The sequence below is a fragment of the Candidatus Nitrosopumilus salarius BD31 genome, assembly GCF_000242875.2.
GTDB classification, from domain to species: Archaea; Thermoproteota; Nitrososphaeria; order Nitrososphaerales; family Nitrosopumilaceae; genus Nitrosopumilus; species Nitrosopumilus salarius.
Map to the genome: position 1 here is coordinate 1 of NZ_AEXL02000029.1, position 823 is coordinate 823.

Consider the following 823-nt stretch of genomic DNA (forward strand, 5'->3'; position numbering starts at 1 on the left):
AATTATAGACATATGAAAGACAATTCATGAATTCATTGTCAATTTACCATCCGATGTCATATCCCTCATTTTCTTCAGATGCTTACAATTAGGAACCAGTTCTTTTTTGATTGATTCTAAATTTGAAATTATTGTTTTATCACATTCAAGAAGAGTTTTTTCGATACCATAATCATCTGTTGAATTAAACCATTTCTCTATCATATTTTTTGATTAATGCGATGTTTTCTGATGATAACTCTCTTTCAATCTGATCGCTGATTTGTCTCATTTTTGATTTGTAATTGTGAATGTCGATTCTGTGTTTGTATTCGTGCCTAGTACTCAATGACTATACAGTAGGTCGGGGAGGAGTAATAAACAAAGTTGTGTGTGCCGGGGGCGAGTTTCGAACTCGCGACCTCCAGATTATGAGTATTGCCTTAGTTGGAGAACCGTTAGAGTTTACCAATTGAACTGGCACTCTAACCAGGCTGAGCTACCCCGGCATAGTTAATACCTAAAAATTTGAGAAATTAAATGATTCTAATTTTCCTTTAAATCCTTCCAACTCACATTTTCATTTTTGACCCAGAGGAATTTCTTTTGTAATGCAGATGTATACAATTTTTCCCACTCAGCACCAACATCTTCTGTCCATGCCTTGAAAATACGAGGATCTATGTAGTTTCTCAGAGATGTTCCGATATTGTAGTCCTTGGTTTTCTCTGACAGATCAATTTGTAATTCTAATTTTTCTATTCTTTCTTTGTTGTTTTTTTCTTTTGTTTTTTTGATTTTGTTCATTTCAGTTGTTTTTGATTTTTCTTTCTCTTTTGGCCTT

General features: G+C 33.7%; 1 protein-coding gene, 1 tRNA gene and 1 pseudogene. All 3 read right to left on the reverse strand.

What is annotated here, in order from left to right; genetic code table 11:
• Positions 1-24: 24 nt before the first annotated feature.
• Positions 25-204, reverse strand: coding sequence for a hypothetical protein (locus BD31_RS01525; RefSeq protein ID WP_008297430.1), 180 nt, complete (start codon positions 202-204; stop codon positions 25-27).
• A 169-nt stretch (positions 205-373) separates the two neighbouring features.
• Positions 374-488, reverse strand: a tRNA-Met gene (locus tag BD31_RS01530).
• 37 nt (positions 489-525) lie between these two features.
• A pseudogene (locus BD31_RS01535) lies at positions 526-823 on the reverse strand (DNA topoisomerase I); the annotation flags it as partial.